Source organism: Type-F symbiont of Plautia stali, assembly GCF_059731105.1.
The window spans coordinates 199,616-224,947 of sequence record NZ_AP035910.1 but is presented as its reverse complement, the minus strand read 5'-3'; the positions used below and the strand labels follow the sequence as shown (position 1 = coordinate 224,947).

Here is a 25,332-nt window from a genome sequence, read left to right as displayed (position 1 = left end):
TATGAACCATTCCACTGGCGCCACCCTCTATGTGGTGGGCAATATCAACGTCGATTTAATCATGAGTACGCTCAGTGACTGGCCGCAGCGCGGCACCGAAGTGATGCTGCAGCACAGTGAGCTTCGTCCCGGCGGCTCGGCCGGAAACTGCGCGCTGGCGCTGGAGGCGATGCAGGTGCCGCATCGCGCTATCGCCAACCAGGGTAATGATGGTCTGAGTCACTGGCTGGCCAGCCATTTTCCGCACAGCGCGAAGCAGTGGCCGCGCTACGCCTGCGAGACGTCACTGACGGTGGGCGTCACTCACCCCGATAACGAACGCTCCTTTCTCAGCAACTACGGGCACATCACCCTGCTGACCGTCGACGATGTGCTGGCTCAGCTGCCGCCGCAGGCCGTCCCGGGTGACATCGTGCTGCTGTGCGGCACCTTTCTCTGCCTGGAACTTTATGCACACTATCCCGCGCTGCTGGCCACCTTACAGCAGCGTGGTTTTTGTGTGGCGGTGGACACCGGCTGGCCGCCAGCGGGCTGGAGCGATGCCCTTCGCTTACAGATTGCGGCATGGTTAGCGGACTGCGACTGGCTGCTGCTGAATGAGGTGGAGGCGCTGGGTCTGGCGGGCGCAGAGCTGCTTGAGCAGAGCGGCAAACAGCTGTCAGCGCGGCTCAGCGGCCGCGGCGGATGTGTGATCAAGTGCGGCGCGGAGGGCGCACGCCTCTGGTCTGCCGCCTCTGTGCAATTTGCCGCCGCACAACCGGTGACGGTGGTCGACACCATCGGTGCGGGGGACAGTTTCAATGCCGGTTTTCTCACCGCCTTGCTCTATCAGCACTCCTCTCATACCGCCCTGCGCTGGGGCATTGATGTGGCGTCACAGGCAATCAGTAGCTCACCGCGCCGCTATCCCAGCTGGCAACAACTCCAACTTTCAAATGAGGTGCGCTGACCATGGCCAGTGTTGAACTTGTACAGGTGGCGAAGCGCTACGGTAAACAGAGCGTACTGCAGCCGCTGGATTTAACCATTCCTGACGGCACTTTTACCGTGCTGGTCGGTCCCTCCGGCTGCGGTAAATCCACCCTGCTGCGGCTGCTTGCCGGTCTGGATAGCGTCTCTGACGGCGACATCCTGCTCGACAAAAAGCGCATCAACGATCTCGACCCCGCCGACCGGGATATCGCGATGGTGTTTCAGAGCTACGCGCTCTATCCGCACCTGACCGTCGCTGAGAACCTGGCGTTTCATATGCAGGTGAAAAAGGTGAAGCGCGAGGAGCAGAAGAGCAAAATCGCCCGGATTGCGGGCATTCTCGGCATCGATCAGCTGTTGCAGCGCTATCCCCGGGCTTTATCGGGCGGACAGCGGCAGCGCGTGGCGATGGGCCGGGCGATGGTGCGCAACCCGCAGGTGTTTTTATTTGATGAGCCGCTCTCGAACCTGGATGCGCAGTTGCGGATGGAGCTGCGCGCCGAAATCAAATCGCTCCATCAGCGTTTTAAAACCACCATGGTTTATGTCACCCACGATCAGGTCGAAGCGATGACGCTGGCCGATCAGATCGTGGTGATGAAGGATGGCGTTATCGTGCAGCAGGGTGCGCCGCTGGCGATTTATGATCGCCCGGTTAACACCTTCGTGGCGCGGTTTATCGGCTCACCGCCGATGAATCTGCTGGATGCCCGCTTTGAAGTACGGGACGCCGTGCCTGGCGTCTGCTGTGGTGAGCAGTGGCTGCGGCTCCCTTCCCGCTGGCACCGTGCCGCACAGCAGCAGGCGGGTCAGCCGGTCACGCTGGGCGTGCGCCCTCACGATCTGATCACCGATGTCAGCGGGCAACCGGCGACGGTGAATATCGTTGAGATTACGGGGGAGTCGACGCTGTTACATCTGACGTGGCAGGGATTTTTGCTGCATATGCAGCTGAGCGGCCGCAGTGATGCCGTGCCGGGTGGCACGCTGCCGGTAACGGTTAATCCGGACAGGATGCACCTGTTTGATGCCATCAGCGGTGAGCGCCTGACAGAGGCGTAATGAATCTGCATCAGACAGCCCACACAGAGGGCTAACCCGCCAGGGATGGCGGGTGTTGCGACTTTGCGGAAGAGGTCTGCGCCATCGCCCTGTCCCGCAGCGACGGCGTTGTCAGTGCGTTTTATGCCAGGTGAAACTGCTCCACCGTCTGCGCCAGCTGCTGCGCCTGATCCTCCAGTGAACTGGCGGCGGCGGACATCTGCTGCACCAGCGCGGCGTTCTGCTGGGTGGTACCATCCATCTCGTTGACGGCAATAGTGACCTGACTGATGCCACGCGCCTGCTCGTCAGAGGCAGTGACAATCTCATCGATAATCCCCTGCACCGAGTTCACCGCCTGCATCATCTCCTGCATGGTCTTACCGGCATCGTTCACCAGCCGGACGCCGCTTTCGACCCGCACGCTTGACTCTTCGATCAGCGCGCCAATCTCTTTCACAGCGTTGGCACTGCGCTGGGCCAGATTACGCACCTCACTGGCGACCACGGCGAAGCCGCGTCCCTGTTCACCAGCACGCGCCGCTTCCACTGCCGCATTCAGCGCCAGAATATTGGTCTGGAAAGCGATGCTGTTGATCATCGTGGTGATATCGCCAATTTTCTTCGAGCTGTCATCAATCTGCGCCATGGTCTGCACGACCTCACCGACCAGCGTGGCACCGCGGCTGGCGATGTGCGTGGCGTTTTCGGTCAGGCTGGTCGCCTGCTGTGCGTTGTCGGCGTTCAGACGAATCGTGGCGCTAATCTGCTCCATGCTGGCGGCGGTCTGCTCCAGCGCAGCAGCCTGCTCCTCGGTGCGCGACGCCAGGTTGAGGTTGCCGCTGGCAATTTCCCCTGCTCCCTGACGCACTGATTCGCTGGCATCTTTAATCTGTCCGACAATCTGTCGCAGCTGGGTCTGCATGGTCTCAAGGGCAAAGAACAGGCTGCTGCGATCGCCCTTCTGCACGGCAATCGCGTTATCCAGTTTGCCATCGGCTACCGCCAGCGCGATCTGAGCCGCTTCGATCGGCTCGCCGCCAATCGGACGCAACACCTTACGGCTGAACAGCATACCCAGCACCGTACCGACCAGCAGAATGCTCACCACCATCAGGATCACTGCCCACATCAGCTGGCGGTTGGCGGCGGCCATCACCTGGCTGACCGGCGCGACCACGCCCAGATACCAGGGCTTATCGCTGTTGCCGATCACGACCGGCTGCCAGGTGACCAGCGCCTCTTCACCCAGTACCCCATCAAAATGCTGCACCACCTTCGAGGTAAAGTTATCGGTTTGGCCTTTCCAGGGTTTTCCGGCCTCCTCTTTAACCGGCGATGAGACCACATTGCCGCCATTGGAGAGCAGCAGCGCATAGCCGGTGCCCTGCCAGGGTTTAATCTGGTTCACTTTCGCTTGCAGCGAGGCCAGCGAAATATCTGACGTGACGACCGCTTTCAGCGTGCCCTGATCCATAATCACCGCAGCAACAGAGGTGAGTAATGTCGGCACGCCGTTATAGGCGTAGCTATAGGGTTCGGTAAGCGTATCTTTTTGAGACTTTTGCGGGATGAGATAGTAGTCGCCCTGTCCCGGCGTGAGGTAAGAAAGCAGAGGATGCATGGCGTAATGGCCTGAGGCATCACGGTCAACAAACCAGGCATAGCGGCCCTGTGGCGCCTGACCCTGCTGGGTGGCGAACTCCGCATCGCGGCCATCGAACGCATTCTGTTCGAATATCACTGACATCGACAGATACTCAGGATTGGCGCGCAGCGCATATTCCATCACTTTGTCCGCTGCCTTACGATCGGTAATGCCTGCATGCGGTAAAGCGATCAGACTTTGTCCAAGATGACTGGCCACATCGCGCGCATGTGTCAGCTCCTGCTGCACCTGCAGACCCCGGCTCTGGGCAATCTGCTGCAGATACTTCTCTGCCAGCGCTTTCTGCTCTTTACCAGACTGCCAGCTGAGGACACCGATGGTGACGGTAAAGCCCAGCGTGATGGTTAAACCGCCCATGAGCAGCATCTGCGCACGGGTACTCATTTTTTTCTTTTTTAGTAACGAACTGGACATAATTTTTTCCCCTGGAAATGATCCTGCTCTTTACCTCCTTGTGGTTATAGTGCTCCTGAGATCATCTATCGGCGGCGTTTTTTTGAACTTTACCCTGCGCTCAGCCTGCGGCACGCAGAACGCCGCCTGATTATTTCGGGGAAATTGATCGCTAAGGGATTATGTCGTGAATGATGAACGGGATTTTTTTGATCTGCGACAATACAGCCGCTCTCCACAACTGTCAGTTTATGTAAAACATTGCTGCAGACCCTTATCACTGTGGAGAGAAATCAATGATTGGTAAATTCGGTTTAACAGGTGGGTTAATTATCTGGCTGGCTTATGTTGCCTGGATTGTACATTACTACTCAGACACCTTTATTCAGTTCTCCCGCTAAACAGACAGGGCCTTCGGGCCCTTTTTCTTTCTTCAGGTCCGCCAGCGTATTATGTGAGCCGAATGTTTGCTATTATCGACTCATTCTATGAGCCGAATAAGGTGCGTGATTCGGCTCATTCCCTGACCCTGAGCTGATTATGAACACCCACTGGATCTGGCAACAGGCCGACTGGCCCCACTTTCACTGGCAGGATGCCGTGCTGTTACCGCGCCTGCGCCATCTGCAGCAGCAGCGCGGCCTGCTGCTGGGCCGCGCCAGTCTGCACCCCGACAGCGAAAGCCAGACGCTGGATACCCTGCTCAGTAATATCCTCTCCTCATCGGCCATTGAAGAGGAGCGGGTTAACGTGCAGTCGGTCCGCTCGTCGCTGGCGCGGCGGCTGGGCGTCACGGAAGAGCAGCCCTGGCCGGTCTCTGACCGCTCAGAAGGCCTGGCGGCGATGATGCTGGACGCGATCAACAACCGCAGCCAGCCGCTGACGATGGAGCGACTGTATCAGTGGCATCACTGGCTGTTTCCGGCAGATGAATGGACGGTGCAGCGTCTGAGCGTCGGGATGTTGCGTGGCAGCGAGCCGATGCAGGTGGTTTCAGGGCGTATTGACCGGCCTACCATCCATTTTGAAGCCCCGCCGCGTGACGGACTGGAGCCGCAGCTGGCGCAGTTTATAGCGTGGTTTAACCAGAGCCAGCAGGACGTCATGCTCGACCCGTTGCTGCGGGCCGCGATCTGTCACCTCTGGTTTGTGACCCTGCATCCCTTTGATGACGGCAACGGCCGTATCACGCGGGCACTTACCGACCTGGCACTGGCGCAGGCCGACAGTCAGAGTATCCGTCTCTACGCCATGTCTCCCGCTATTCTGGCGCACCGTGCGGACTATTACCGCATTCTGGAACAGACGCAAAAAGGCGACACCGACATCACCCGCTGGCTGGTGTGGTTCCTGGATATCCTTGATGAGAGCCTGCAACAGGCGATGAGCGTGATTGACCGCACGCAGATTAAGGCGCGATTCTGGCTGCGCTATCAGGGAACGGGACTGAGCCAGGAGCAGGTTAAAGTGCTGAACCGGCTGCTGGATGGCGGCGAGCAGGGATTTGAACAGGGGATCAGCGCCAGTCAGTATCAGAAGGTGGCAAAAGTCAGTAAAGCCACTGCAACCCGACATCTGGCGGATCTGGTCGAAAAAGGGTGCCTTTACCGGCTGGAAGGCGGCGGCAGGAGCACCCGCTATCAGGTCAATACCGGCGAGCCACCCTGACTCAGCCGGTTTTGCACGGAGGAAAAAGAGACTGCAGGCAGCGCGATGCCGCTTTCCCGCGGCGATCACCCTTTCAGCGATCCTCCTCGGGTGGCGATGACCTCTTTATACCAGTAGAAGCTTTTCTTACGGCTGCGCGCCAGTGAACCCTCGCCGTTGTCATCGCGATCGACGTAGATAAATCCGTAGCGTTTAGAGAGTTCGGCTTTCGATGCGCTGACCAGGTCGATCGGGCCCCAGCTGGTATAGCCCATGACCTCCACGCCATCTTCAATCGCCTCACGGACCTGCACCAGATGATCGTTGAGGTAGCTGATGCGGTAGTCATCCTGCACGACCCCGGCGGCATCGGGTTTATCTTTCGCGCCAAGCCCATTCTCAACGATAAACAGCGGCTTCTGATAGCGATCCCACAGCAGATTGAGCAGCGTGCGCAGGCCAATTGGATCAATCTGCCAGCCCCATTCAGATGCGGGCAGATGGGGGTTCGGCACCATACTCAGGATATTGCCCCGCAGCTGTTGATTCAGCGCGTCATCGGCGGTGACGCAGCCGGTCATGTAGTAGCTGAAAGAGATGAAATCGACGGTCGATTTTAGCGCTTCACGGTCGGCGTCGGTGATCTCAAGGGCAATATGGTTGTCGCGGAAGAAGCGCAACATGTAGCCCGGATAAGCGCCACGGCACTGAACGTCGCCAAAGAATTGCCATGTCCGGTTCTCCTGCAGGGCTTCCAGAACATCTTCGGGTTTGCAGCTCAATGGATAGACCAGCCCACCCAGCAGCATGTTGCCGATTTGGGCGTCAGGGATAATCTCATGACAGGCTTTTACCGCCAGCGCGCTGGCGACCAGCTGATGGTGAATCGCCTGATACACCTCCTCTTTGCTGGCGGTTTCCGGCAGACCTACCCCGGTCAGAGGGGCGTGCAGCGACATGTTAATCTCATTAAAGGTCAGCCAGAGTCTGACTTTATGCCGGTAACGGGTAAATACGGTGCGGGCATAGTGACTGAAGAAATCAATTACCCGCCGATTGCCCCAGCCCCCATACTGCGTCACCAGTCCCCAGGGCATCTCATAGTGTGACAGTGTCACAAGAGGCGTGATGTTGTGCGCGGCCAGCTCGTCAAACAGCCGGTCATAATAAGCCAGACCCGCCTCTTCAGGCTGCTGCTCATCACCCTGCGGAAAGATGCGTGTCCACGCAATTGAGACCCGCAGGCAGCTGAAGCCCATCTCGGCAAACAGGCGGATATCCTCCGGATAGCGGTGGTAAAAATCAATCGCCACATCCTTGAGGCTGTGACTGCCTGGGCCCCGCTCGCAAACCGGACCAAAAATCCCCTGCGGCTGAAGGTCGGAGGTCGAAAGGCCTTTACCCGCCTCACGCCAGGCTCCTTCCACCTGATTTGCGGCAACGGCGCCGCCCCATAAAAATGAATCCGGGAAAGTTTTCATGCTGTTCTCCTGTTATTGATGGCTGAGGCTGAGTAACGGTTGTCCGGCCGTCACGGTGCTGGCTGCAGCCGTGATGACATCAGCGTAGTCATCGCTGTTACTGATAATGATGGGGGTGGTCAGGTCATAGCCGGCAGCAAGAATCGCCTGACGATCAAATTCCAGCAGCAGATCGCCCGGTTGAATTTTGTCGCCTGCGCTGACGTGTGCGATAAACGGCTTGCCGTCGAGCTTCACCGTATCGATGCCGACGTGGATCAACAGCTCGACGCCGCTATCACTCAGCAGGCCGATGGCGTGCCGGGTCTGAAACAGCGAGGCGACCTCACCGGCAAACGGCGCGATGACTTTGTTATCAAGCGGAATGATGGCGACACCGCGTCCCAGCAGGCCACTGGCGAACGTGGCGTCCGGCACCTGATCGAGCGCCAGCACGGTGCCAGACAGCGGGGAAAGGATCGCGTTTTCGTCTGAGGAGAGGGGTGTCGCCGCCACAGGGGCGGCGGCTTTGGGCATACCGGCAAGCAGGGTCATGCCACAGCTCAGAACCAGCGCCAGCACTGTTCCGGCAATCCCGCCCCATAAGGTGGCATCGACCCCGCCGGGCGGGATCATCTGAGCAATCGTGAAGACGTTGGCAAAGCCAAAGGAGTAAACGTGTGTGTGGCTGAAGCCGACAATCGCCCCGCCGATAGCACCCGCCACGCAGCCAAAAATAAAGGGACGACGCAGCGGCAGATTGACACCATACACAGCCGGTTCGGTGATACCAAAAATCCCTGCTGTCACGGACGAGCCAGCCAGCACCTTCTGCCGGGCATCACGGCTGCGCAGGAAAATCCCCAGCGCGGCGCCAACCTGACCCATGACGGCGGGCAGCAGCATCGGCAGCATTGAGTCGTGCCCCAGCACCGCCAGGTTGTTGATCATGAGAGGCACCAGCCCCCAGTGCAGACCAAAGATCACACAGACCTGCCACAGCGCACCCATGGCGGCGCCAGCCAGCCAGGGGGCCAGCGCATAAATCCACTGGTAGCCGTTGGCCAGCATCATGCTCAGCCAGGTGGCCACGGGGCCAATCACCAGAAAAGTGAGCGGCACGGTAACGCCCAGGCAGATCAGGGGCGTAAAAAAGTTCTTCATGGAGGCAGGAAGCCGCCTGTTGCTCTGTTTTTCCAGCCAGCAGCTCACCCATGCGGCAAGAATCACCGGAATGACCGACGCACTGTAGTTGAACCAGGTGACAGGGATACCCAGAAACGCGTCCGCCATTGCGCCGGTCTGCTGGCTGGCATTAAAGGCGGCGATCATGGTCGGATGGGTGAGTGCCCCGCCGATCACCATGGTGATGAACGGATTGCCACCAAACTTCTTACCGGCGGTATAACCCAGCACCAGCGGGAAAAAGAAGAACAGCGCATCACTGGCAGCAAACCAGATTTTATAGGTGCCGCTCTCTACGGAAAGCCAGCCGCAGACCACAGCCAGGGCCAGCAGGCCTTTGAGAATGCCCGAAGCGGCCAGAATGCCGATAAAGGGGGTGAAAATACCTGAAATAATGTCGATAAGCCGGCTGAAGAGATTACCGCCACTGTCGTTTTCATCCGTTGCGACAGGGGCGTCATCGCGCAGTCCCGCTTCAGCGCGAACCGCCTGCCAGACCGCATGCACATGGTTGCCGATGACGACCTGGAACTGCCCGCCGCTTTCAACCACCATAATCACACCCGGGTTTTTCTTCAGTGCCTCCGCATCCGCCTTCTGACTCTCTTTCAGTCTGAAACGAAGCCGGGTGGCGCAATGCTCCAGGCTGACGATGTTCGCTTTACCACCCACATGGCTGAGGATCTCCTGCGCCAGTTTCTGATATTCCATCTCTCTTTCCTTACAAGCGATGTCCGCAGACATCCGTTGAGGGAGCCAAAAATAAAAAAACCTGAGAACGACCTCTTTTCAGAGGCCGCGCTCAGGTTTTGCCTGCACTACGCAGTAACAATCCAGGTTCAGGGGGTTAACGCCCCTCTTTTCTCACCCGTTCGATATGAATGGCGAGAAACATCATCTCTTCCGCTGTCAGATCGCGCTGATAGCTTTGCTGCAGGTGCTGCGCGATCTTCACCGCGCATTTCCACGCTTTAGGATAGTTCTCTTTGACCGCGGTATGGAGTGACACATCATCGTCATCAACGACGGTGCGTGTCAGCATCCGCTGGGCAAAAAACTTCAGATGGGTGACGAACCGCTGGTAACTCAGCGATGACTCGTCATAGTCCAGCTGCAGCTGATACTTCACCAGTTGCAGAACGTCCTGCATCACCCGCGTCACATCCATCACTTCCGGCATTTCGTTGTTGAGCTGAGCCGTTACCAGATGAAGCGCGATAAATCCGGCTTCATCTTCAGGCAGTTCCACATTCAGACGACGGGCGATGATGGCGCGGGCTTCCTGACCGAGCTCAAACTCCCGGGGATAGAGTCGCCTGATATCCCAGAGCAGCACGTTTTTTATCGCCAGCCCCTTCTTCTGCCGCTCGATGGCAAAGAAACAGTGATCCGTTAATGTGATGTAGAGACTCTCCTGCAGTTTCCCTAATCGCTGTGCTGCCAGGTTGATAATCCGGTCGCAGGTCGTCATGACCTCAGCAGGGATCTGGTTCAGTAACTCCTCAAGACGGCGCACCAGAAGATCGCTTTGCAGCGCGAATACTTTCTCAATCTGCGCGGTATCAAGACTGTCCCCGACACGCTTCTGAAAAGCCAGTCCGCGTCCCATCACGACCTGCTCACGTCCCTGTTCGTCCTGAACCACCACCACATTGTTATTAAGCACTTTGGCGATTTTCATCCAGACCCCAAAAACAAAAAACCTGACCTCCGGCTGACGCCAGAAATCAGGTTTTGCCTGCCTGAGCAGTAACAATCCAGTACGCGCACTCTACCATTTTTGAAACGGACCTCAATCTGCCTTGGTGAAAAGCGTGACGGCGATCCTGCTGCACAGGGAAACTTAAAATGTCTCCACGGTTTTACGTTCCGTCACCCAGGCATCCTGAGTGCGGGCGATACCCGCCGGGAGATGCCAGTACTGAATGCCGGGCTGCAGTTCCAGCCAGCTGAAGGGACGAGCAAGGCAAAAAAAAACCTGAGCGCCTCACAGTGGCAGAAACCGTGAGACGCTCAGGTTTTTCCTGTTAACCAGTAATAACCCTTTGCAGATGATGGGGCCACACTCATATCGGACGCGGGCAGTGAAAAGCCAGGGAATTTCTGTTTCAGAAAAAGCGTGAGCGAATTAACATGCCGCAGATAGTGAGATTGCGGCGGAACAATAAAAAATCGGAAATAGACACCCTGAATAAAGACAAATAATTTAAACGACTCCTTCCGGATATCAGGCTGGAGAAGATTTATTATTTTCTCATGCAGAGAAGTTGACTTCCGGATTATTGACAGCCTGTTGAGCTTATGCAACCATCAATTGAAGGCATAATTATTTTGTAATAAATTTGCCATTTATTATTGTGATAAGGAAATTTCAATGCGTGAACTTACTATAAGCGAAGTAAACTCAGTCTCAGGTGGCAACGTTGGTGAAATTATTGTTGGTGGTGTAAAGCTGATTAACGACTTATTCAATACCCCCCTGCTCTCTTTTCCAGGGAGACTTTTGGATGCCATCGGCTTAGGAAGCATTCATCACGCCCTTGACTCGATTGGCTTTGCTATATTTACAACGATTGCTTCATTAGGCAGTGCGCTGGGTGGCGATGCCAGTCAGATTAACTACCATTTCAATGAGGAATGGGGTGATTAAAAATAAGCTATCCGGATATGAAGCCACCGTTTAGGTGGCTTCATTCATAGCGACCGAATGATGACTACAGGGTCGCTTTAAAAAGCCTCATGGTTAAAGGTGAAGAGTAGAGGTAGTGAGGGTCATACTTATCGAGCGTCGCTTTTGCAAAACGCCAGTCATACCCATCGGTGATACCCTGAGTTAAGCTATCAGGAATAAGGGTGTCGATAACCGTCTCATTATCCCAGGCATCTTTTTCTGAATATCCCCAGCCTTTGCTCCACTCAACGCGTACCGTTGCATAATCGCCAGAATAGTGATTGAACACCCACTCTTCCAACTCTCTGAAAAACTTCAGTGAGTCAGGAGTACCAGGCATTGTCAGATTATCCAGCCAGATTGCAACATCCCATTCAGGGTGAGCATCAACAGGCCGGGCTGCGGAGAGTGCAGGAGGAACAGCACCAGCAATATCGGTATCAGCTGGATTATCTAAACCGGTCACACGAATTTCAATCGGACCATTCATGGGATAAGCGTTAGATTTTTTGTAGATATCCACCATGCTCTCATATTTCGCCTTAAATTCACTGAGTACCTTTTGAATGTTCTCTCTGCGGGTGATGATGACATAGCCGTTAGCCGTCACCCGAAGCGTGTCTGGCTTGATATACATCAAGACATCTTTGCTCCACCCCCACAGGTCGCTACTGATTGTCGCACCAAGTCCGATATTGACCAGATTGAACATCAGGTTTCCTAATGAAGGTGTGAGTTCCGGAAAGCCATTGTGAATCTTCCTGACCAAATCGGAAACCTGAACAGGAATATTATCCGAAAAAGGATAGTTAAAGGGAGAATGGACGGGTTTAGATATCCTGTTGTAGGCTGGAGACTCTGTCCAGATTTTTAACCATGGTGTGGTAGTAAACGGAAACCAGATGATCTCAGCACGCCCGCATTTATCCAGATAGGAGGTATAGGTTCTGATACCTTCACCCTCCTGACCAAATAATTCGACGGCGGGAACATTGACAAAACTTTGGCAGCGTAAACGCTTGTTGCGCGGCACCTGAAGTTTAACTTCATAAATAAATGCTCTCCCGACATGCACCATAAAGGCTGATATCTCCGGGTTGGTTCTTTCGAACGTTTTCAACACGTACTGCTTAAGCTTGTCATCCCACACAATGGCTTTGAGTTCGACAATGTTATTGCTGACGGTTCCCCAACTCCCCCCTGCGGGGCGTTCTTCATTGACAGAGGCGATGCCGGTCCCATGTCCTCCTATTGCGAGAACACCGCCAAGCGTCAGATCGCCTGGTGCAGGCATGCTGTAAAAGCCTAGTTTCTTTTTCTCAAGCAGAGTAACAAGAGCTTCCATCTGAATGCCGGTCTGAGCCGTGATATAGCCGTAATCACCATGTTTAACTATCGTTGCAGCATTAAGATGTTTCGTCATGTCAACCAGGACAACATCACTGTTGTCAGCATTATTATCAATAGTCAATCTTGACCAGTTATGCTGAATACCTACCGGGCGAACTTTGAATTTATTATCAACAGCCCAGTTAATGACATCGAGTAATTCAGCACTGGTCTTAGGTGAACATGAGAGAATATTTTTCCCGGATGTCTCTTTTGACCAGTTTAAAAAATCAGTGCGGAACGTTTTTAACGGGAATGCAGTTGTAATCTGGTTGCTCATAGAATGTCCTTATTTAACCTCTTCAGATTTAACGGTAAACACATCCACCACAGAAAAATGAGACAGACCCACTTATAACAATGGCTTCATACAGACTTAATCCATAATTAACACATATAATACCTCCAAGAAGTCCCCAGAAAATTGAGATGGTCAGCGCAGATAAAAGTGTTTGTATCGTTGGCGCTGCTCTTCCTGCGTATGCACTTAACAGATATCTTGTTACGCCCCCGAAAAAGGATATCAGCAAGAAGATCATCAGCCAGATTGTTTCAGGTTCATTTCTCATATATCTCCCCTGACATGTTAACGCCTCCTGTCGTACCTGGAGTGGATATAGTGATAATGAAGATCAGCGCAATGCTCAAATAAAAAACAGAGTGCGACGTGTAAATTTTCTGAACCAGGTCATTTTCTTTTGTAAAAAGAAGTAGAGCTTTTCATTACAGGTGATAAAAACGAGGCTTTTGGGTATAAAAAACTGAACGCCTTTGCTTTTTGAGTAAGTCAGATTCAAAAGGGGGTCTATTATCTGAACTTTTTTTCTCAACAGATAGAAAAGTTGAGAGATATTATTGGCAGAGATGGATTTATATCTTGCTTCCCACACCTGTAAAATTAAATCGGCAACATCAATCTCCCTTGCCTTCCTGCTTTTGATCATAAAAATAAAAAGTGTGAATTCGTTCCTGCTCAGGGAAATTACCTTTCCTTTACAAAACAGGCTTCTGGTTTTTTTATTCACAAGTATAATCAAAATCGAACCTCCTCTCCGTTTTTATGATTTCTATACATAACAGGCGGTAGATGTTAATTAAAAAAAAGTCCAATATGATAATTTTTTTGGAAAGCGCGTTTTTAACGTACAGGTTCATAAAAGAATTAAAAAATTCAGTAGCATCTTCCTGGTCAATGACTGGGGGGATTTCCGGAAGGGTTTCACATTTATTTTCCGGACTTAGGCAGGATTTACCCTGTTTCAGGATGCCTTATTTACTGCCAGGAGAGATTGATAGAGGCGGAACAGGCATGCTGACCCTGTCTGAGCACTACTGTCATCACTGATGGGTCGCACAGAATGGCAGAGGGAGAGTGCGGGCAAAGAATTTTGATGAGCTTATATTTTTCAGAAAAGAATTTTAATGTGCATTACCCCCGCCTGTTCTGTCAGAATCAGAGCGCTCAGGAATAACGATGAACGATGGGACTCATTTAATGAGCTAATACGGATGAGACGGGAAGAGAATCTTAAGTCAGAAACAGCAACGCCGGAAGATTCGCTTCCGGCGTTGTAGTGAAGATTAGGCCGCTTTTACTGCGCGCACTTTCTTCGCCGCAGGCTCATCAGCCTGGCTGTCAGCATCGTCTGAGCGGGAAGCGTGGGTCGTCGCCTCCGGCAGTTTGCTGGTGCGAAGGATATGCTGTACCGACTCTTTCTGCTCAGCAATCAGCAGGCCCAGCGTTTCAGCCTGTGCTTCGTCCATCGCGGGCTGATGCTGTAAAAGCCAGTCGGTGAAGGCTTCGGCCATATCGAGCATTTTGTCGTAGGCATCGGCCTCTTTCTTATTGGCAAACGTCATCTTCTCTTCACCCTTTCTGACTACTACAAATTTTGTTTCAACAGCCATCTTTTTGCCCTCAGGTACTGTGTATACATACAGTATATCATGCTCAGTTTGCTTTGCCAGCAGAGAATGGAGTTTAACGGAGATGTGCAATTGAACCTTATCATCGCGCAGGCTTTTCTCCGATCAGGACGTTAATCCGGCGATGGGGTCAGATTCCCCTGTCTGACGCAGCTTCAGGCGGGGGGCAGAAAGATTCTGTCAGGAGGGTGGCAGTAAAAACGCTGGAAAGTGTATGGAAAGCGTAAAACAGCAGGTACAATCCGCAAAAAATAAAATTGATGATGATGGCAAAAGGATTAGTTCGCCAATGATTTACGATTGTTTCCTGTACTACGATGAAGATATGCTTCTTGAACTGCGTTTAAATACACTTTATGAGCATGTTGACCGCTTCGTCATCGTTGAATCTCTCTATACTTTCACGGGCAAGCGACGAGAAAAACTTAATTTCAATATTGACCGGTTCGCCGCGTTTCGCGAAAAGATCATCTATGTGATAAATGATTCCGTTCCCACCATTTATCAACATGAATTCCTGTCCGGCAGTTCTGTGGTGAAAGCCGGGGAATCCGATCCGTGGGAAAATGAAACCATTGCGCGTAACAGCATTATGCATGGTCTGCGCCATGCTCAGGACGACGATATCATCATCATTTCCGACGTTGATGAAATTCCTCACCCTGCTGCCCTCAGGCAGTTCAGTCGCCGTCATCTGTGCACGACGCTGTATCAGAACTTTTTTAACTATAAATTTAATGTTCAGGTACTCAACGATGATGGCTCGGCGCGCTTATGTCGCCTGCCGAAAATGACGACGATGAAAAACCTTAAGGGCTTTTTTCAGGGACAGCCAGAGTTGTTACGCAACGTGAAGCGTAAAGGCACCCCAATACGGGATAGCTGGTGGCGCTGGAGACTTCTTAAGATGCGCACCCGGATTGTCATGAACGCGGGCTGGCATTTTTCCTGGGTAATGACCGATGCACGCATCAGCGAGAAGATGGAGACAATTTCCCATACAGAAAATAATCTTCCCGAGTTCAATAATCCGGATCACATCCGGCGCTGTGTTGATAAAAATATAGATATCTGGAACCGGCCAAGGAAGATGGTCATCCGGCCTATTGATTATGAATATATGCCGGCCTGGCTGGTAGATAATCAGGAAAAATTCGAAGAGTTTATAAAACGATAAGACCTCTGACCTGATAGCCCGCCCGGAGCGGGCTGTTTTATCGCAACAGCCGGGCAAAGGTGGCCGTTTTCAATGGCCTGAATCGTCGCGATGCTCAGTATACCACTCAGACGCAAACTCAACGGTGAGTTTGCCACAATCCAGCATGCCGTACTGCTTTCTGCCCGTAACGCGCTCTGCATAAAAAGGGACCAGCCATTGCTCAGCCGGGCCGCTTATCTCTGCGTCAATGAACCGTATGCCCTTCTGGCGGGCGACTTCGGCTGCTTCATGCCAGTTTTGCCAGTCGTTGGGCTGTCTCAGCCAGGCACTCAGCACGGTCTGTTTTGCCTGCTCAACCGTGTAATGTCTGCACGCCGCAAGGTTTTCCTCACTGTAGTACTGGTCACCCGTTTTCAGATAGATCAGCGTTCCTGTCCCTGTCAGGGCCAGCAGAACAAGCCCCGTAAAACCGATCACTGTACCCTTCACAACACTTCTGATCATAACGCCACGCATTGATTGATTGTAAGCAGCCACTCTCTGAGCAGGCGATAGGGGCATTACACCAGCAACTCTTCCAGGAACTGTGCCAGCGCTTTACGCGGATCATCCTCTTCCGAGACGATCACTTCGATCCCCCACTGCCCCAGCACCTCTTTTGCCACCGGGTTGTTGCGGTTGGTAAACAGGTACGATTTTGGCCGGGCCGTTGCCAGCCCGGTGCGGCCCCACATTTTCGTCAGGCGGTAAAAGAGCAGGCGAATGTTGAAGTCACTGATGCTGTAGCCGACAAACAGCACCGAATTGCCCATCACGTCGTGGGTGAGTTTGATGTCGAGCGGCGAGTCGAAATAGAGACGCTCAAAATAGCTGCTCTCATCCAGCACGATGGAGGTATCGTCGTCGAAATCGCCGTGAAGTTTGATGATGTGTCGCTTCTCTTCGGTCAGCGACACCAGATCGGCGGCATTCGCCACTTTATAATAGGGAACCCCGTGCGCGTCGTGCGCCGCTTCCAGCCAGCGATCGTAGTTAGTGGTGTAGATACGCGAGAAATTACCCTGCGTAATCATGGTGTGAATTTCAGAAGAGCGGACATCAATATCGGGCCGGTGCCACTCGCGATCCATCCAGCTGCGCAGCGGACCCAGCGAGCCTTTTTTCTGTTTGTAATACTCCGCCAGCGACAGGTGCGTGCCGTAAGTATTAAAGATTTTTGGATCGTAGCCCAATTCATGCGCGAGGTGAGCAATCAGCTCATGCCACTCCGGCAGGCCGAAATTGCGTGAGATACCGGCACCGGCAAACAGGATCAGTTTGCCGGAATCATAGGCGCGTTTGAGTTCAGGTTTCATGCCACTCCCCGGGCGGTTTTCAAAAAGGTGGCGAAGCGATCCAGCGCGATACGCCGCATGGAGATCTCATTCTTGAGTTCACCCATTTCGGCAAAGGTCTGCTCATAGCCTTCGGGAATAAAGACGCAGTCCCACTGAAAGCCGCGCGTGCCGGCGGGTTTTGCCGCGATAGTGCCGCGCAGCTCGCCTGAAAACTGATACATCTTGCGGCCGTCACAGTAACCCAGCACCGTTTTGGCCGTGACGGCCTGGCTGTCGAGTCCCTGCACCAGCGCCGTAAAGCGCTCAGCGTCGAGGCGATTCCAGAAGATGCGGGTCAGACCCGCGGGCAACCCATTCAGGCCATCCAGATAGAGGCCGGTGTGCTCAACAAACAGCGGCCGCCCGATCAGCGCGAAAGCTTTGGTCAGCTTATCACGCACCAGGTCAAGCTCGTTTTCTGTCTGTATTTCTTCGATGCGACGGGCGATGGGCAGCACTTCGACTCCGACAGGTTCGAGTATCTTGCGCACCTCCGCCAGCTTTTGCTCATTGGCAGAAAGGAATCTGATTTTCATGGGCTTCCAGGGCTGAAACTCCGCCACACAACAGAATTTTTTATGAGTTTGAGGGGGCAGGATAAAACAGTCACGCCGGAGAGTGTAGTGCAATTATCGGGTTATCAGCATGCCGTGCACCAGACCGGTTAGCGCAGTGCAACCGGTCTGGCGATGTCAGTAAACGATACCTGGCGGGTTTATCAGGGAGTGGTCGACGGCCTCATCCTGTTCACCCCAGCGGGCCAGTACCTGCTGATACTGGCCGCCCGCGATGGTGCCATCCAGCGCAGACTGGAGTGCCGGGGCCAGGCCATTGCCCTTTTTGGTGGTGACGGCGACCCAGGCACGAAACGGCCCGTTGCCCACCAGTCGGGTCTGGCCGCGCGACGCGGCTTTCCAGGCGGCCATGGAGTGCGGGCCAAACAGGGCGTCGGCCCGACCCGACAGCAGCGTCAGCGTCGCAGAGGCATCATCGGTCAGGTAGATCGGCGTCACGGCAGGCAGACCTTTCGCCCGGTTCTGCGCATCCCAGCTCAGCAGGATCCGCTCCTGATTGGTGCCCGACGACACGATAATGCGCTTCCCGGCAATGTCAGCAGGCGCACTGATCTGACTGATCGGACTCTCCTTTTTCACCGCGAAAGCGTGGTTGTCGGCACGATAGGTGGCAAAGTCGAACTTCTTCTTACGCTCTTCGGTGACGGCGATATTAAACATTGCCACATCATAGCGCCCGGCGCTGATCCCCAGCGGCCAGTCCTCCCATGAGGCCGGCACCAGCTTCAGCTTTAACCCCAGACTGTCAGCCAGCAGCCTGGCGATGTCGGGATCGCTGCCGATGCGGGTCACGTTGTCAGAGGCCAGCAGCGCCAGCGGCGGCGAGTTTGTGGCTGAGGTCGCCACGGTCAGGGTGCCCGGCTCGATAAAGTGATAGTTCGCCGGAATTTTAGCGATCGCCAGCGGATTAGCCGGAGCATGGATGGGCGTTTCGTTGCGGCGGATGTCGGGCTTTTCCGGGGCGGCCATGGAGAGCGCCGGGATCAGCCCCGCGAATGCCAGCGCCAGAGGCGTCAGGCGCCTCATAAGACGCGCGCCAGGAAGCGACGGGTGCGCTCGTGACGCGGATTGCTGAGCACCTGCTGGGTCGTGCCCTGCTCCACAATCCGGCCATCCACCATAAAGACCACATGGTCAGCCACTTCGCGGGCAAACCCGATCTCGTGCGTCACAATGACCAGCGTGGTGCCGGAGCGCGCCAGCTTCTTGATCACATCGAGCACTTCGCCGACCAGTTCCGGGTCCAGCGCCGAGGTGGGTTCATCGAACAGCATCACCCTGGGATTGAGCATCAGCGCCCGCGCGATAGCGATGCGCTGCTGCTGCCCGCCTGACAGGTGGCGCGGCCAGGCATCGGCTTTGTGGCGCAGGCCGACAATGTCCAGCAGTTCACCGGCCCGCTGAATCGCCGCCTGCCGGGAGAGCTGGCGATGCGCAATCGGTGCTTCAATCAGGTTATCCAGCACGCTCAGGTGCGGGAACAGGTTAAAGTTTTGAAAAACATAGCCGACGTTTATGCGCTGCCGCAGAATTGCCTGCTCCTTCAGCTCATAGAGCTTGTTGCCGCGCTGCTGATAGCCGATATAGTCGCCATCAATCTGAATAAAGCCTTCATCGACCCGCTCCAGATGATTTATGGTGCGCAGCAGGGTGGATTTACCGGAGCCGGAGGGGCCGAGGATCACCGTGACCGAGCCAGGCGGCAGGGAGAGTGAGACATTATCCAGCGCTTTATGTTTGCCAAAACGTTTACTGACGCCGGTGATGCTGATGGCCCCGCTGGTGTGAGAAAGACGATAATCAATGGCTTCGGACATGGCTGATCTCCTCGGTCGGTTGAAGTGGCGAGACGCGGTTGCGCCATTGACGCCAGCGAGAGGGTTGCGGTTCACGCGTTACGCTGCGGGCCATCCAGCGTTCTGCGTTGTACTGAATGACGGAGAGCACGGTGGTGATAATCAGATACCACGCGGCACCCACCATCAGCAGCGGAATGACCTCCTGATTGCGGTTATAGATCATCTGAATGGTGTAAAAGAGCTCCGGCATGGCCAGCACATAAACCATCGCCGTGCCTTTCGCCAGGCTGATGATCTCGTTGAACGTGGTCGGAATAATGGTGCGCAGCGCCTGCGGCAGAATGATGCGGAAGGTGCGGCGCGTGGCAGAGAGGCCGAGCGCAGAAGCCGCCTCCACCTGCCCCTGATCGACACCGAGAATGCCGCCGCGAATGATCTCCGCGCTGTAGGCCGCCTGCACCAGTGTCAGGCCGATGACCGCAGCCGGAAACTGTCCCAGCACATTGATGGTCTGAAACGCGCCCCACGACAGGCCGGTAAACGGAATCCCTATCGAGAGCGTTTCATAGAGATAGGAGAAGTTATAAAGAATAATCAGCACGACGATCAGCGGCAGTGAACGGAACAGCCAGATGTAGCCCCATGCCAGCGTGCTCAGCAGCCAGGAGGAGGAGAGGCGCGCCAGAGCCAGCAGACCGCCAGCCAGCAGGCTGAAGATCGTCCCCAGCAGGGTGAGCAGCAGCGTCTGTCCCAGACCGTGCAGGATCACCGGATCAAAGAACCAGCGTGCAAACACCCCCCACTCCCAGCGCGGATTAAAGGCCACCGACTGCACGACGCCTGCCAGGATAAACAGCGCAACGATCGCGCCAGCGGTGCGTGCCGGATAACGGGCCGGCACCACCTGTAACTGTTGATGCTGAGGTTTACTCATCGTCGATCCTTAACTCGCTTCCGCGACGTTATACACGCCAATCACTTTAATAAAACGCAGTCGCCCGTCGTGGGGCGGCTGACCGTAACGCTCCAGATCGCCGCTGAGATCGAACTGAGGCTGATAACCGTGACCGGTGTAGAGCCGGACGGCCTCAGGCTGACGGAAGCCGGTGGTGAGAAACAGCCGCTGATAGCCCGCCTGCAGGGCCCGACGCTCCAGCTCCTGCAGAATCACCAGCGCCAGACCCTGACGGCGCAGATCGCTGCGGGTCCAGATGCGCTTCAGCTCGGCGGTCTGCGGGTCATAAGGTTTGTAGGCGCCCATCGCGATGATCTCGCCGTCGCGCTCCAAGACAATAAACAGCCCCTGCGGCGGCAGATACCACTCTGTCAGCTCCTGCTCCTTAAGCCGGGCAAAATAGTCGCCGTAGCGTGCGGCATATTCACCGAACAGGCCGCCCAGGATCGGTTGCAGCTCCGGCGCCTCGGGCGACACCTCGCGAAACGTTAATTCACTCATCTCAGCTCCTTAATCGCCCAGTCCGGCGGGATTAACTTCAGAATGACCAATCTGCTCAACGCCTTCGCCCCAGCGGTTAAGCACCTTCTGATAGTCGCCATTGCCGATCACGCCATTCAGCGCCGTGCTAATCGGTTCGGCCAGACCGCTGCCTTTTTTCACCGTCACCGCAATGTGAGCCGCTTTTGGCCAGCCCCCATCCACACTCCCCACCAGCCGGGTTTTCCCGGTCAGTGCCGCCTTCCAGGCCCCGATCACATTCGGCCCGAAATAGGCGTCTGCCCGACCCGACTGGAGCGCCAGCGTCTGCGCGGCATCATCTTTGGCATAGATCGGCGTAAAGGGTTTCAGGCCCTTAGCCTGATTCTCTTTATCCCACGCCAGCAGGATCGCCTCCTGATTGGTGCCGGAACCCACGATGATCCGCAGCCCGGCAATCTCCTCCGCTTTGGTCAGCGACTGAATCGGGCTGCCGGTCCGGACATAAAAGCCCAGCGAGTCTTTGCGATAGGTCGCGAAGTCGAACTTCTCTTTACGTGGCTTCGTCACGGTGATGTTCGAGATCGCCGCGTCATACTTGCCCGAGGCGACGCCGAGCGGCCAGTCCTCCCAGGAGGTCGGGACGACATTCAGCTTCAGTCCCAGGCTGTCGGCGACCAGCCGGGCGATGTCCACCTCGCTGCCGAGCAGGGTTTTGTTGTCGTCTGAAAAGACTGTAAGCGGCGGAGAGTTAAGCGCGGCCACCGCCACGGTAAACGCGCCCGGCACCACAAAATGGTGACCGGCGGGCAGCTGCGCGATGGCCTCCGCATTTTTCGCGGTGTTGATCGGCGCTTTGTTGGCTTCCACGCTGACACGCTGGCCGTTGTAGGAAACGCTGGTGCCCTCTGCCAGAGCGTGGCTGCTGGCGGCCAGCATAAGCAGAGCGATGAGACGTAAGGGTTTTTGCATGATCCGGACTCTTATTGTGAGGTGAACTGATTAACGGGGGATTTCAGGGCGAAGCTGTCGCGCAGGGTGGTGCCCGGATAGTCACGGCGCGTCAGGCCGCGTGCCTGCAGAATCGGCACCACCCGATCGACAAAGCGTTCAAAGGTGTCAGGCGTGCCGCCATTGATGATAAAGCCGTCAGTGGCGTGGGTTTCAAACCAGAGCTGCAGGCCATCCGCCACCTCTTCAGGCGTGCCGTGAAACAGGGGGCGCGGGGTGGCCGCTTCCAGTGCCGCCTGACGCAGGGTGTGCCCCTGCTCTTTTGCTTTGCGTTTGATCTCGTCGGTGGTGCTGCGGAAGCTGTTCTGTCCGATGTCGCCGATATCGGGGAACGGCTGATCCAGCGGGTACTGAGAAAAGTCGTGATGGTCAAAGAAGCGTCCGAGGTAGTTCAGCGCATCAGTCACCGAAACCAGCGCCGCAGTGGTCTGGTACTGCTGTTCGACGTCATCGGCGTTATCGCCCACAATCACGCTGACACCCTGAAAGATGTGCAGATCTTCCGGCTGACGGCCATTGGCCACCAGTTGCTGCTTCACATCCTGATAGAAGGCCTGCGCCTCTTCGCGCGTTGGCTGATGGGTAAAGATGGCGTCGGCATGGCGCGCCGCCAGCTTTTTGCCGTCTGCGGATGCGCCCGCCTGGAAGATAATCGGACGCCCCTGCGGCGTACGGCCGATATTCAGCGGCCCCTGAACCTGGAAGAAGTCACCGTGATGATCCAGGGTGTGCAGCTTCGCCGGATCGAAAAACTGCCCGCTCGCTTTGTCCCGCACAAACGCATCCTGCTCCCACGAATCCCACAGCCCTTTCACCACCTGCAGATACTCATCGGCAATGCGGTAGCGCAGCGCATGTTCCGGATGCTGCTGACGGGAGAAGTTTTTTGCCGATCCTTCCAGCGGGGACGTCACCACGTTCCAGCCTGCGCGCCCGCCGCTGAGATGATCGAGGCTCGCGAACTGACGCGCCACGGTGAACGGCTCGCTGTAGGAGGTGGAGACGGTGCCGACCAGCCCCAGATGCTCCGTGACACCGGCCAGCGCCGAGAGCAGCGTCAGCGGCTCAAAGCGGTTAAGAAAGTGGGGAATCGATTTCTCGTTGATAAACAACCCGTCGGCGACAAACAGAAAATCGAGTTTGCCCTGCTCCGCCTTACGGGCGATTTTTCTGGCGTAATCCAGGCTGATGCTGGCATCGGCCTGGGCCGCCGGATGGCGCCAGGCGGACATGTTGCCTGAGGCGCCATGCAGAATGGTGCCCAGCCGAAGTTGTCTTGTGGTCATGATGTTCTCTCTTTTTTAGTCGTCGCGGTGCCTGACGACGCTGTTCAGCACCGTCGTGCGGTTACGGCAGCAGATAAATGCTATTCAGAGTGGAAGGGATGCCTGACATCGCGCACTGAGATGTTGCAGCGCCTGGCGGGCCAGTTGAGCGAAGTAGTCAGCGGCGGGCGCAATCAGCGCCTCGTCGGGGGTAAAGCTGGCGTGATGCAGGCCAAACTCGCTGGCGCTGCCGATGCTGACAAAGGCGCCGGGCACCTGTTGCAGATAAAAAGCAAAGTCTTCACCCAGCAGATGCAGTTCGGCGGTCTGCACCCGGTAACCCGCCTGGCGGGCCACATCGCTGCAGAATCCTGCCCAGTGGGGATCGTTGATCAGCACCGGCGGGCCAGGCTGCCAGGTCAGGGTCGCCTGCGCGCCATTGGCCGCGGCAAACTGCTCAACCAGGGTACGCACCCGCTGCTCCAGGTCGGCGCGCACCTGCAGGTCGTGCGTACGTGCCGTGCCGCCAAACTCCACCCCGCCCGGCAACACATTCCAGCTTTTGCCGCCGTCGATGCGGGTGATGCTGAGCACCAGGCTGTCGAAGGCGTTAAAACTGCGGCTGGTGAGCCCCTGCAGTGCCTGAATAATCTGGCTGGCCGTCACGATGCTGTCGACGCCCTGCTCCGGGTAGGCGGCATGCGCACCTTTGCCGGTCACGCGGATGATGAATTTGTCGGCATTGGCGTAGAACGCGCCGCTGCGGGTGGCAAACGTACCAAGCGGCAGCGAAGGTTCGTTGTGCATCCCGAAGATAGCCTGCACCTCATCCAGCACGCCCGCCCCGATGAACTGCCGGGCACCACGCGCAATCTCCTCGGCGGGCTGAAACAGGATGCGCACCCGTCCGGGCAGGGTGTCGGCCTGAGCCTGAAGCTGCAGGGCCGCGCCCAGCATCACCGCGCTGTGCAGGTCGTGACCGCAGGCGTGCATCACGCCGGGATGACGGGAGTGAAAACGCACCCCGCTCGCCTCATGGATCGGCAGCGCGTCAATGTCGGCGCGCAGAGCAATCACCGTTTCACCCTGGCCGATTTCAGCAACCACACCGGTTTCCAGCGGGTAATCGCGCAGCCGGATGCCTGCGGCCTGCAGCCAGCCGCGCAGCCGTGCGGTCGTCGCAAACTCCTGACCGGACAGCTCCGGCCAGGTATGCAGTTCGCGTCGCCATTCAATCAGTTGTGATTCAGGGTACATGATGACTCTCCGCTGGCTGGGGATCAGGCCGCAATCAGATGATGGGTGGCCAGCAGTTCCAGCGAGCGCTGGCGGGCAACCGGATCGGTGACGGGCGTATCGATGACGAACTCGTCGATAGCAAAGTGATGATGCAGGGCGTCCAGCTGAGCATGCACCTGCGCCGCCGTGCCTTTCAGCAGTGACGGGGTGCGAGGTTCAATCTGATAGTCGCGATAGCCCCCCTGACGCACGTAGCGCTCCGCCTGCTCCAGGCTGGCGACGTTCACACCCGGGCCCCCTTTCACCGCCACATGATAGTGGCGCAGAGAGGCAACCAGCAGGTCAGCTTCGGCGGGCGAGTCAGCCACCACCACCTGAACCGCAACCAGCGCGCGCTGACCGTGACTCAGGCGGGTATAGGTACTCAGCGCATGCTCAAGCAACGCGCGGTCACCATTCAGATGCGCCGCAAAGACAAACTGCCAGCCCAGCGAGGCAGCCAGCCGTGCACTCTCTTCGCTGGCCCCCAGCAGAAAACGGCTAGCCGGACGCGCAGGCAGCGGTGTCGCCGCCAGCCCCTCTTCATCCGGTTTCGGCTGATCCGGTTTCAGCCAGCTATCCAGCAGCTGAAGCTGTTCGGCAAAGCTGCCTTTACTGGTGGCATCAACACCCCGCTGCAGCGCCTGGGTGGAGAGCGGTAATCCGCCTGGCGCTTTGCCGACGCCGAGATCGATGCGCCCCGGCGCCAGCGAGGCGAGCAGGTTAAAGTTTTCGGCCACTTTATAGGGGCTGTAGTGCTGCAACATCACGCCGCCCGATCCGACCCGGATATGGCGGGTCTGCGCAATGATCCAGGCGATCAGAAGCTCCGGTGAAGGGCTGGCAAGCTGTGCAGTGTTGTGATGTTCCGCCAGCCAGAAGCGGTGATAGCCCCACGCCTCTGCCCGCTGCGCCAGTTGCAGCGTGCGCTGAAGCGCCGCCGCAGGCGTCTCGCCCTGCAGGATGGGCGCTTTGTCTAACAGACTTAATTGATATGCCATTCACCTGGTCCTTATTGATTCCGGTTGCTGACCAGTGTGCTGCGCAGGAGATTATTGGTAAAACATCATATTGTTTTATG

General features: G+C 56.1%; 23 protein-coding genes and 1 pseudogene. 5 read left to right on the top strand and 19 right to left on the bottom strand.

Annotated features, from left to right (window positions below):
• Position 1: 1 nt before the first annotated feature.
• Together AC6I7A_RS20540 and AC6I7A_RS20535 are read left to right on the top strand one after the other, a co-directional pair.
• Positions 2–949, top strand: coding sequence for a carbohydrate kinase family protein (locus AC6I7A_RS20540; RefSeq protein ID WP_058958073.1), 948 nt, complete (start codon positions 2–4; stop codon positions 947–949).
• Positions 950–951: 2 nt separating this feature from the next.
• On the top strand, positions 952–2,034 hold the full coding sequence (locus AC6I7A_RS20535; RefSeq protein WP_058958072.1) for an ABC transporter ATP-binding protein: 1,083 nt from the start codon (positions 952–954) through the stop codon (positions 2,032–2,034).
• 121 nt (positions 2,035–2,155) lie between these two features.
• Here the strand turns inward: AC6I7A_RS20535 and AC6I7A_RS20530 are convergent, their stop codons facing one another.
• Positions 2,156–4,096: a methyl-accepting chemotaxis protein gene (locus AC6I7A_RS20530; protein WP_058958071.1), complete on the bottom strand. Its 1,941-nt coding sequence runs from the start codon at positions 4,094–4,096 to the stop codon at positions 2,156–2,158.
• A gap of 519 nt (positions 4,097–4,615) precedes the next feature.
• On the opposite strand from AC6I7A_RS20530, the gene AC6I7A_RS20525 reads away from it, so the two are divergent.
• A complete protein-coding gene (locus AC6I7A_RS20525; RefSeq protein WP_058958070.1) occupies positions 4,616–5,743 on the top strand; it encodes a Fic family protein in 1,128 nt (375 codons plus the stop codon).
• 65 nt (positions 5,744–5,808) lie between these two features.
• Here the strand turns inward: AC6I7A_RS20525 and AC6I7A_RS20520 are convergent, their stop codons facing one another.
• The 4 genes and pseudogenes from AC6I7A_RS20520 to AC6I7A_RS20505 form a co-directional block, all read right to left on the bottom strand.
• Entirely contained in the window at positions 5,809–7,203 is a 1,395-nt protein-coding gene (locus tag AC6I7A_RS20520; RefSeq protein WP_058958069.1) for a glycoside hydrolase family 1 protein, read from the bottom strand.
• Positions 7,204–7,215: 12 nt separating this feature from the next.
• Positions 7,216–9,078, bottom strand: a complete 1,863-nt coding sequence (gene bglF, locus AC6I7A_RS20515) for a PTS beta-glucoside transporter subunit IIABC (RefSeq protein WP_058958068.1) — start codon at positions 9,076–9,078, stop codon at positions 7,216–7,218.
• 136 nt (positions 9,079–9,214) lie between these two features.
• Positions 9,215–10,048 carry a BglG family transcription antiterminator LicT gene (licT, locus tag AC6I7A_RS20510; protein WP_009092953.1) on the bottom strand — a complete coding sequence of 278 codons (834 nt, stop codon included), beginning with the start codon at positions 10,046–10,048 and terminating at the stop codon, positions 9,215–9,217.
• A gap of 162 nt (positions 10,049–10,210) precedes the next feature.
• Positions 10,211–10,327, bottom strand: a pseudogene (locus AC6I7A_RS20505) (hypothetical protein); the annotation flags it as partial.
• Positions 10,328–10,741: 414 nt separating this feature from the next.
• Here AC6I7A_RS20505 and AC6I7A_RS20500 point away from each other — a divergent pair.
• Positions 10,742–11,017 (top strand): hypothetical protein, encoded by a 276-nt coding sequence (locus AC6I7A_RS20500; protein ID WP_009092952.1) that lies wholly within the window; start codon positions 10,742–10,744, stop codon positions 11,015–11,017.
• Between the two features lie 64 nt (positions 11,018–11,081).
• Here the strand turns inward: AC6I7A_RS20500 and AC6I7A_RS20495 are convergent, their stop codons facing one another.
• The 3 genes from AC6I7A_RS20495 to AC6I7A_RS20485 form a co-directional block, all read right to left on the bottom strand.
• Positions 11,082–12,707, bottom strand: a complete 1,626-nt coding sequence (locus AC6I7A_RS20495) for a cholesterol oxidase substrate-binding domain-containing protein (RefSeq protein ID WP_009092951.1) — start codon at positions 12,705–12,707, stop codon at positions 11,082–11,084.
• Between the two features lie 28 nt (positions 12,708–12,735).
• On the bottom strand, positions 12,736–12,966 hold the full coding sequence (locus AC6I7A_RS20490; protein WP_369750608.1) for a phage holin family protein: 231 nt from the start codon (positions 12,964–12,966) through the stop codon (positions 12,736–12,738).
• Positions 12,967–14,008: 1,042 nt separating this feature from the next.
• Positions 14,009–14,335, bottom strand: coding sequence for a YebG family protein (locus AC6I7A_RS20485; protein WP_009092949.1), 327 nt, complete (start codon positions 14,333–14,335; stop codon positions 14,009–14,011).
• A 232-nt stretch (positions 14,336–14,567) separates the two neighbouring features.
• Here AC6I7A_RS20485 and AC6I7A_RS20480 point away from each other — a divergent pair, with 232 nt between their 5' ends.
• Positions 14,568–15,530, top strand: a complete 963-nt coding sequence (locus AC6I7A_RS20480) for a glycosyltransferase family 17 protein (protein ID WP_072215525.1) — start codon at positions 14,568–14,570, stop codon at positions 15,528–15,530.
• A 69-nt stretch (positions 15,531–15,599) separates the two neighbouring features.
• On the opposite strand, the gene AC6I7A_RS20475 is transcribed toward AC6I7A_RS20480, so the two are convergent.
• From AC6I7A_RS20475 to AC6I7A_RS20425, 11 genes are all read right to left on the bottom strand, one after another.
• Positions 15,600–16,049: a hypothetical protein gene (locus AC6I7A_RS20475; protein WP_140029160.1), complete on the bottom strand. Its 450-nt coding sequence runs from the start codon at positions 16,047–16,049 to the stop codon at positions 15,600–15,602.
• A 23-nt stretch (positions 16,050–16,072) separates the two neighbouring features.
• Positions 16,073–16,867 carry an SIR2 family protein gene (locus AC6I7A_RS20470; RefSeq protein ID WP_009092947.1) on the bottom strand — a complete coding sequence of 265 codons (795 nt, stop codon included), beginning with the start codon at positions 16,865–16,867 and terminating at the stop codon, positions 16,073–16,075.
• Positions 16,864–17,424: a non-canonical purine NTP pyrophosphatase gene (locus AC6I7A_RS20465; protein WP_009092945.1), complete on the bottom strand. Its 561-nt coding sequence runs from the start codon at positions 17,422–17,424 to the stop codon at positions 16,864–16,866. Before AC6I7A_RS20465 ends, AC6I7A_RS20470 begins: the two co-directional genes overlap by 4 nt.
• A 156-nt stretch (positions 17,425–17,580) precedes the next feature.
• Positions 17,581–18,432, bottom strand: coding sequence for an ABC transporter substrate-binding protein (locus tag AC6I7A_RS20460; protein WP_498004998.1), 852 nt, complete (start codon positions 18,430–18,432; stop codon positions 17,581–17,583).
• A gap of 53 nt (positions 18,433–18,485) precedes the next feature.
• Entirely contained in the window at positions 18,486–19,280 is a 795-nt protein-coding gene (locus tag AC6I7A_RS20455; protein ID WP_009092943.1) for an amino acid ABC transporter ATP-binding protein, read from the bottom strand.
• Positions 19,264–20,196 carry an amino acid ABC transporter permease gene (locus AC6I7A_RS20450; RefSeq protein WP_046102680.1) on the bottom strand — a complete coding sequence of 311 codons (933 nt, stop codon included), beginning with the start codon at positions 20,194–20,196 and terminating at the stop codon, positions 19,264–19,266. The genes AC6I7A_RS20455 and AC6I7A_RS20450 overlap by 17 nt, the downstream gene beginning before the upstream one ends.
• Before the next feature lie 9 nt (positions 20,197–20,205).
• Positions 20,206–20,718 carry a GNAT family N-acetyltransferase gene (locus tag AC6I7A_RS20445; protein ID WP_058958192.1) on the bottom strand — a complete coding sequence of 171 codons (513 nt, stop codon included), beginning with the start codon at positions 20,716–20,718 and terminating at the stop codon, positions 20,206–20,208.
• Positions 20,719–20,727: 9 nt separating this feature from the next.
• Positions 20,728–21,669: an ABC transporter substrate-binding protein gene (locus AC6I7A_RS20440; RefSeq protein WP_058958193.1), complete on the bottom strand. Its 942-nt coding sequence runs from the start codon at positions 21,667–21,669 to the stop codon at positions 20,728–20,730.
• Between the two features lie 11 nt (positions 21,670–21,680).
• A complete protein-coding gene (locus AC6I7A_RS20435; RefSeq protein ID WP_058958194.1) occupies positions 21,681–22,994 on the bottom strand; it encodes an LLM class flavin-dependent oxidoreductase in 1,314 nt (437 codons plus the stop codon).
• An 84-nt stretch (positions 22,995–23,078) separates the two neighbouring features.
• Complete coding sequence (locus AC6I7A_RS20430) at positions 23,079–24,230, bottom strand: amidohydrolase (protein WP_058958195.1); 1,152 nt, start codon at positions 24,228–24,230, stop codon at positions 23,079–23,081.
• Between the two features lie 23 nt (positions 24,231–24,253).
• Positions 24,254–25,252, bottom strand: coding sequence for an MsnO8 family LLM class oxidoreductase (locus AC6I7A_RS20425; RefSeq protein ID WP_058958196.1), 999 nt, complete (start codon positions 25,250–25,252; stop codon positions 24,254–24,256).
• Positions 25,253–25,332: the final 80 nt, after the last annotated feature.

Bases quoted from the DNA above. Each gene is read 5' to 3' on its own strand.
- AC6I7A_RS20540 (WP_058958073.1), top strand. From the start codon at position 2: ATGAACCATTCCACTGGCGCCACCCTCTATGTGGTGGGCAATATCAAC.
- AC6I7A_RS20535 (WP_058958072.1), top strand. From the start codon at position 952: ATGGCCAGTGTTGAACTTGTACAGGTGGCGAAGCGCTACGGTAAACAG.
- AC6I7A_RS20530 (WP_058958071.1), bottom strand. From the start codon at position 4,096: ATGTCCAGTTCGTTACTAAAAAAGAAAAAAATGAGTACCCGTGCGCAG.
- AC6I7A_RS20525 (WP_058958070.1), top strand. From the start codon at position 4,616: ATGAACACCCACTGGATCTGGCAACAGGCCGACTGGCCCCACTTTCAC.
- AC6I7A_RS20520 (WP_058958069.1), bottom strand. From the start codon at position 7,203: ATGAAAACTTTCCCGGATTCATTTTTATGGGGCGGCGCCGTTGCCGCA.
- bglF (WP_058958068.1), bottom strand. From the start codon at position 9,078: ATGGAATATCAGAAACTGGCGCAGGAGATCCTCAGCCATGTGGGTGGT.
- licT (WP_009092953.1), bottom strand. From the start codon at position 10,048: ATGAAAATCGCCAAAGTGCTTAATAACAATGTGGTGGTGGTTCAGGAC.
- AC6I7A_RS20500 (WP_009092952.1), top strand. From the start codon at position 10,742: ATGCGTGAACTTACTATAAGCGAAGTAAACTCAGTCTCAGGTGGCAAC.
- AC6I7A_RS20495 (WP_009092951.1), bottom strand. From the start codon at position 12,707: ATGAGCAACCAGATTACAACTGCATTCCCGTTAAAAACGTTCCGCACT.
- AC6I7A_RS20490 (WP_369750608.1), bottom strand. From the start codon at position 12,966: ATGATCTTCTTGCTGATATCCTTTTTCGGGGGCGTAACAAGATATCTG.
- AC6I7A_RS20485 (WP_009092949.1), bottom strand. From the start codon at position 14,335: ATGGCTGTTGAAACAAAATTTGTAGTAGTCAGAAAGGGTGAAGAGAAG.
- AC6I7A_RS20480 (WP_072215525.1), top strand. From the start codon at position 14,568: ATGGAAAGCGTAAAACAGCAGGTACAATCCGCAAAAAATAAAATTGAT.
- AC6I7A_RS20470 (WP_009092947.1), bottom strand. From the start codon at position 16,867: ATGAAACCTGAACTCAAACGCGCCTATGATTCCGGCAAACTGATCCTG.
- AC6I7A_RS20465 (WP_009092945.1), bottom strand. From the start codon at position 17,424: ATGAAAATCAGATTCCTTTCTGCCAATGAGCAAAAGCTGGCGGAGGTG.
- AC6I7A_RS20460 (WP_498004998.1), bottom strand. From the start codon at position 18,432: ATGGCCGCCCCGGAAAAGCCCGACATCCGCCGCAACGAAACGCCCATC.
- AC6I7A_RS20455 (WP_009092943.1), bottom strand. From the start codon at position 19,280: ATGTCCGAAGCCATTGATTATCGTCTTTCTCACACCAGCGGGGCCATC.
- AC6I7A_RS20450 (WP_046102680.1), bottom strand. From the start codon at position 20,196: ATGAGTAAACCTCAGCATCAACAGTTACAGGTGGTGCCGGCCCGTTAT.
- AC6I7A_RS20445 (WP_058958192.1), bottom strand. From the start codon at position 20,718: ATGAGTGAATTAACGTTTCGCGAGGTGTCGCCCGAGGCGCCGGAGCTG.
- AC6I7A_RS20440 (WP_058958193.1), bottom strand. From the start codon at position 21,669: ATGCAAAAACCCTTACGTCTCATCGCTCTGCTTATGCTGGCCGCCAGC.
- AC6I7A_RS20435 (WP_058958194.1), bottom strand. From the start codon at position 22,994: ATGACCACAAGACAACTTCGGCTGGGCACCATTCTGCATGGCGCCTCA.
- AC6I7A_RS20430 (WP_058958195.1), bottom strand. From the start codon at position 24,230: ATGTACCCTGAATCACAACTGATTGAATGGCGACGCGAACTGCATACC.
- AC6I7A_RS20425 (WP_058958196.1), bottom strand. From the start codon at position 25,252: ATGGCATATCAATTAAGTCTGTTAGACAAAGCGCCCATCCTGCAGGGC.